Source organism: Pediococcus sp. (genome assembly GCF_003533255.1).
In the GTDB taxonomy this organism is placed as follows: domain Bacteria; phylum Bacillota; class Bacilli; order Lactobacillales; family Lactobacillaceae; genus Pediococcus; species Pediococcus parvulus.
Genome location: NZ_DOEM01000030.1, coordinates 1 through 5890, shown reverse-complemented (window position 1 = coordinate 5890; position 5890 = coordinate 1). Strand labels below are relative to the sequence as shown.

The 5890-nt window shown below is 39.9% G+C and carries 5 protein-coding genes; all 5 read right to left on the bottom strand.

Annotated elements, in window-relative coordinates:
* Nucleotides 1–59 precede the first annotated feature (59 nt).
* Nucleotides 60–932, bottom strand: coding sequence for a 16S rRNA (adenine(1518)-N(6)/adenine(1519)-N(6))-dimethyltransferase RsmA (gene rsmA / locus DD627_RS07485; protein WP_260274698.1), 873 nt, complete (start codon nt 930–932; stop codon nt 60–62).
* Between the two features lie 10 nt (nt 933–942).
* Nucleotides 943–1494, bottom strand: coding sequence for a ribonuclease M5 (gene rnmV / locus DD627_RS07480; RefSeq protein WP_057784970.1), 552 nt, complete (start codon nt 1492–1494; stop codon nt 943–945).
* Nucleotides 1481–2266: a TatD family hydrolase gene (locus tag DD627_RS07475; RefSeq protein WP_068806504.1), complete on the bottom strand. Its 786-nt coding sequence runs from the start codon at nt 2264–2266 to the stop codon at nt 1481–1483. Before DD627_RS07475 ends, rnmV begins: the two co-directional genes overlap by 14 nt.
* 99 nt (nt 2267–2365) lie before the next feature.
* Entirely contained in the window at nt 2366–4396 is a 2031-nt protein-coding gene (gene metG / locus DD627_RS07470) for a methionine--tRNA ligase (RefSeq protein WP_260274697.1), read from the bottom strand.
* A gap of 149 nt (nt 4397–4545) precedes the next feature.
* On the bottom strand, nt 4546–5394 hold the full coding sequence (locus DD627_RS07465) for a DUF72 domain-containing protein (RefSeq protein ID WP_260274696.1): 849 nt from the start codon (nt 5392–5394) through the stop codon (nt 4546–4548).
* Nucleotides 5395–5890 lie beyond the last annotated feature (496 nt).

Here is a 5890-nt window from a genome sequence, read left to right as displayed (position 1 = left end):
GATTGCGATCCCGCCTCCGTCACACTTAGGTTCTGCCCTTTACCGACTTGCTTCGCCCACTATTTTAGTTCATTCGTCAACCTTACAAAATCGTCAACCGTCAACCGCTCTGGTCTTACCCCCGGCTTGATATCCAATTTTTCTAAGACCGCCATTAATCTAGCCTTTGTATCCTCTTCTTTACCATAAATTCCCATCAAGTTATTCCACAACGTTTTTCTCCGATGCGCAAAACATCCATGCACCGTCTTATAAAACGCATCTTTCGAATATGGCTGTACCTTTCTTGGCTCACGATGCGTCAACTTCACAATTGCCGAATCCACCTTTGGTCGCGGCATAAACGCTTCCTTTGGCACGTCAAATTCAATATTCACATTCAAATCCAACTGCACCGCCACACTCAATGAACCATATGGCTTTGTTCCTGGCACCGCATTAAGACGATCCGCCACCTCTTTTTGCATCATAACCACAATCTGATCCAATGGTAGTGTGCTTTGCAACAACCCCTTTAAAATTGGCGTTGTAATATAATATGGCAAATTAGCCACCACTTTTAAAGTATGTTTGCCATCCAAATTTTCTGCAACCACTTTTGGCAAATTAACCTTCAAAATATCTGCATTAATAATTGTGACATTTTTGTAAGGATCCAGTGTTTCGTCCAATACATCCAACAAGTTTTCATCAATCTCAAACGCCAACACGTGGTGAGCATGACGCGCCAACTGCTCCGTTAACGCTCCAATTCCGGGTCCCACTTCGATCACATCATCTTCCTCAGAAATATCGGCAGCTGCCACGATATCCTTCAAAATTTGTGGTCTAGTCAAAAAGTTTTGACCTAAACTCTTTTTAGCGTTTAAGCCGTAACGTTCCAAGATTGCCCGTGTCCGAACTGGATCTGCAATATCAATTTCTTGTGTCATTTCTTACTCCTTATTTTTGATCTAATTCATCTACTGCCGCTTGAAAAGCCTCACGACTCACCTGAAACAGTTGAAGTCTCTTTACTAACTGTTTTCCATTCACATAACCAATATTCAGAATTTCACACAACTCCATACGCCGCTGTTTGGCGTGGGTCCCTGCAATTAAGTCAGCGTCCAGTAAATCATCCCTGGTAATCTGCAATGGTGCATCAGCAGCCTCTGTATACACTTTACCTAGGGCTTCTCGAATAACTTCAGGGGTCGCATGTTCCACGCCTAAACTCCCCTTTTTACTGGGCACTGCATCCCTTCTCGCCAAAAACGCATGCTTTACATCCGGAACCTCAGCCGAAATGGTCTTGCGGATTTTTTCACCGGAAAAGTCGGGATCCGTAAACACAATAACACCGCGTTCTGCTTGTAAACGCCGAATTTGTTCAATCGTTTCTTCAGAAATTGCAGATCCTCGTGTCTCTAGGGTATCCGCGTTTACCGCTTTTTTTATCCGAACAGTATCATCTTTTCCTTCAACTACAATAACTTCTTTAATTTTTTTCATCATCGTCTATCCTATAAAATTGTTTGGCATTTTCATACGTTGCTTTGCCTGTGACATCAGGATCTTCATCCCGCAAACGGGCCAACGCTTCAACCACATAAAGTGTGTAGGCAGGCTCATTTTGTTTTCCTCTAAAAGGAATGGGGGCCAGATACGGGGCATCTGTTTCCGCCATAATCCGATCTGCCGGTGTTTCTTGCACAGATTTATGCACATCATGGGCAGAATTAAAACTTGCAACACCACTGTATGAGATATGCATCCCAAGTGCCAAAAATTTATCAAGCCACTCTGGTCCGCCATTGAAGCTGTGCATCACACCACCAAAGTTTTCTACATGCGCATTTTTTAAAATCGCATACGTATCTTCAAAAGCATCCCGATTATGAATTGCAACCGGGATATGAACCTTACTTGCCAGCTCCAATTGTTCTTCAAATACCCGCCGTTGAATTTTTCGCGGCGATTTTGTTTCATAATAATCCAGGCCAATTTCACCCAAAGCAACCACTTTCGAGTCCTGTAATTGTGCTCGTAAAATTTCTGCTTGGTCTTCATGAAAATACTTAGAATCTTCTGGATGCCATCCAACTACGGCATAGATATCTTCATATTGGTGCGCAAGTTTAATTGCGGATGCATTAAATTCAGCATTTGAGCCCACCATTGCCATTTTTTGGATACCTAACTTATGAGCATGTTCAATATAAGCTTTCTCATGTCCCAAAAAAGCCGGATCATTCAAATGCGTATGTGAATCAAATAGTTGCATGTTTACCTCCAATTATCAAAAACCAACCCAAGACACCGCAAACTGTTCACTTGGTCTTAGATTGGTCTTTACATTATCATCATGTTTTACAAAATCAACTTATTCAACTCCAGAACCATTAACCAAACTATTTGGTACCTCAACAACTTGAATATGACCATCATGTTCAGCTGATAGCAACATTCCTTGACTAATTTCACCACGCATCTTACGAGGCTTGAGATTAGCCACAATCAAAACTTTTTTACCAACTAGAACGCTTGGATCTGGATAATATTCAGCAATCCCAGAAAGAATCTGGCGGTCACCTTTATCACCAGCGTCGAGTTTAAACTTCAAAAGTTTATCGGCACCTTCAACGTTATCCACAGATTTAATCTCAGCGACCTTAAGTTCTACTTTATCAAAAGCTTCAATACGGATTGGCTTTTTAGTGATATTAAGTTCTGCTGCATCCTCGGTTTGTGCTGCTTTTTTAGCTTCTTCCATGGCAGCACGGCCCTTCTTTTTATCAGTTTTGGTCATTTGTGCCTTGATGAATTCGACCTCTTCTTTAGCGTCCAAACGAGGAAAAATTGGGGTTCCTTTTGCGACAACTTTAGTATCCGCAGGAATCGTTCCAAATTTCAAGTCAGCTAAGTCAACTGTTTGAGCAGTTAATCCGAGCTGTGCCAAAATTTTACTTGGAGCTTTCGTCAAAATTGGCTGCAACAAATGCGCCAACAAACGTAAACTTTCTGCCAAGTGATTCATAACACTTGCTAATTTAGCTTGATCCGCAGCGTCATCACTCTTAGCCAACACCCAAGGCTGGGTTTCATCAATATATTTGTTGGAGCGGCTAACCAGTTTCCAAATTTCGGAAAGTGCATCTGAGAAATGAAGAGAATTCATTAATTCGCGGTAATTAGTAATGACAGTTGCCGCTGTGGTTTCTAAGTCTTTATCAAATTGAGTCACACCAGATTTAAAGGTTGGAACGACACCACCTTCATACTTATTAATCATTGCCACTGTCCGGTTTAATAGGTTACCGAGATCGTTAGCTAAATCATAATTAATTTTGTCGACAAAGTCTTCCGGTGTGAACACCCCATCATTTCCATAAGGCATAGCTTTCAATAAATAGTAACGAAGTGCATCTAGGCCGTAACGTTCAACCAAAGTTTCTGGATAAATAACGTTCCCCTTAGATTTGGACATTTTACCGTCTTTCATCAATAACCAGCCATGGCCGACAACGTGTTTTGGTAATTGTAAACCAAGGGCATGCAACATGATTGGCCAATAAATTGTGTGGAAACGCACAATCTCTTTACCGACCATATGCACGTCAGCAGGCCAATACTTATCAAAGTTACTTTGATCATCGCTGCCATAACCCAGTGCGGTAATATAGTTTGATAACGCATCAATCCAAACATAAACCACATGTTTAGGGTTGTTTTTAACTTTTACACCCCAGTTGAAAGTTGTTCGCGAAACAGCTAAATCTTCCAAACCGGGTTTGATAAAGTTATTAATCATCTCATTCATCCGTGTTGCAGGCTGAATAAAGTCAGGATGATCTTTGTAGTATTGCAATAACCAATCTGCATACTTACTCATTTTGAAGAAATAAGATTCTTCTTTAACTTTTTGAACTTCATGACCAGATGGCGCTTTTCCACCGATCACTTTACCACTTTCATCACGATAAACTTCTGCCAATTGCGTTTCAGTGAAGTACTCTTCATCCGAAACCGAATACCAGCCTTCATATTCACCTAAATAAATATCGCCACTATCTTCCAATTTTTGGAAGATTTCTTGAACGGCCTTTTCGTGGTAGTCATCAGTTGTCCGAATAAATTTGGTGTTAGAAATATCCAAAAGTTTCCACAGCTTTTTAATCCCTTCAGCCATCCCATCCACGTATGCTTTGGGAGTTGTGTTTAGGGCTTCAGCTTTTTGTTCAATTTTTAAACCATGTTCGTCAGTTCCCGTTAAGAAGAAAACATCTTTGCCTTCTAATCGTTGAAAACGGGCCTCAGCATCACAAGCAATTGTTGTGTACGAATTCCCGATATGAAGCTTTCCTGACGGATAATAAATTGGTGTCGTTATATAATATGTGGGTTTGTCTGCCATTGAAGATTTCCTTCCTAGTTCTAATAATTTTATATTTTAAATTAATAATTTAAAGTAGAATGTTTTAACTTTAAGTATATCACAAAGAATCGCCGCGCAAAGCGTGTTTCACACGTTTGATGGCGGACAATTGAATTTTATTTATGTCATTAAAAGAGACCTAGTTGCAATGGCCCCAATCCATCAAAATTAATTCCTAATATTTCCTTTAATCTTAAAGCATTGCCAGCTGCATCTTTACCGCTGTTATTGTTAAAAATGATACATACCTCTTCAGCTTGCGGTTCTAATTTTTTGACAAGTTTCGCAAAACTTTGTAGTTCTTCCTCTGAATACTTGTAGAGTGTCCGCTTTCCGCGCCAGTTAGGCCCTTTTTCAACCCAGCCTTTTGCATTTTGACCATGTAATCGTAAAACGGCCAAATTCTGATTTGTCACCGTATCTACCAAAGGCACGCCATTAGGGACTGAGCTGGGTTCATCAACCGAAACATGACTCATGCCTAGTTTCTTCAAATAAAGCATTGTTTCATCACGAACCGCCGGATCATACCAGCTAGAATTACGAAACTCTACGGCAATTGGCAAGTCACCCATCAAAACCCGCACGTCACGCAGGTAACGAATATTGTCTAATTGGCAGTTAAAATAGGGTGGAAATTGAAATAGGATCGTTTTTAGTTGATCGCTCTTAACTAAAGGACGAATCATTTTCCGAAATTCGGTAAAAACTAAACGGTGTTCATCTGACAAATAGTCATTAACATCAGCTCCATCATGCAAGGTCATCAGTTTGTTAGCCTTTAAAATAAATTGAAACCCCTCTGGAACAGATTTTTGCCAATTTTCAACGGTCGATACTTTTGGCACACCGTAAAAAGAAGTATCCACCTCAACTACCGGAAAATAGCCGGCATATTCTGTTAATTCAACTTTTCGATCCTCATGATCAATGAGAGCCGGATGGTCTGTCCATGTTGTTAATCCAATCGTAATCAATTCTCTTTGCCTCAGTCTATCGATATTTTAAGCCTAGTCTATCACAGTTTCTATACGCAATCAGTAGTTAAATATTCCTGTAGCGTTTTATTTAGATTCCCGTATACTAAAATAGTTGCCTCTTAATTCAAAGCAACTGGTTGAAAGCGAGAATTTTTGTTTAAAACTTTTCTTGGTTCACTTCTGGTAGTAATTTTAAATTTCTTATGTGGCTACTGGTTGAATACACATGACTGAAAGTAATTTTTCCACCCACTTGTATTAATTTTGCCTTGCTGAATTTAATACGCAATTATAGGTGTAAAAAAGGCCTTAACTACTGGAAATAGTTAAGGTCTTTGGTATGTCATTTTGTTGACGCCCTTCTCGCACATTCATTTATTACGTGTACTTTTAAAGCTAGCAAAAATTAGAATAGACTACTAATATATTTTTTTATAGCGAAACGTGTTGAAGAGAGCAGCTTCCTCCGCTTGCCAGTTCTTGCGGTCTGAAC

Bases quoted from the DNA above. Each gene is read 5' to 3' on its own strand.
- rsmA (WP_260274698.1), bottom strand. From the start codon at position 932: ATGACACAAGAAATTGATATTGCAGATCCAGTTCGGACACGGGCAATC.
- rnmV (WP_057784970.1), bottom strand. From the start codon at position 1,494: ATGAAAAAAATTAAAGAAGTTATTGTAGTTGAAGGAAAAGATGATACT.
- DD627_RS07475 (WP_068806504.1), bottom strand. From the start codon at position 2,266: ATGCAACTATTTGATTCACATACGCATTTGAATGATCCGGCTTTTTTG.
- metG (WP_260274697.1), bottom strand. From the start codon at position 4,396: ATGGCAGACAAACCCACATATTATATAACGACACCAATTTATTATCCG.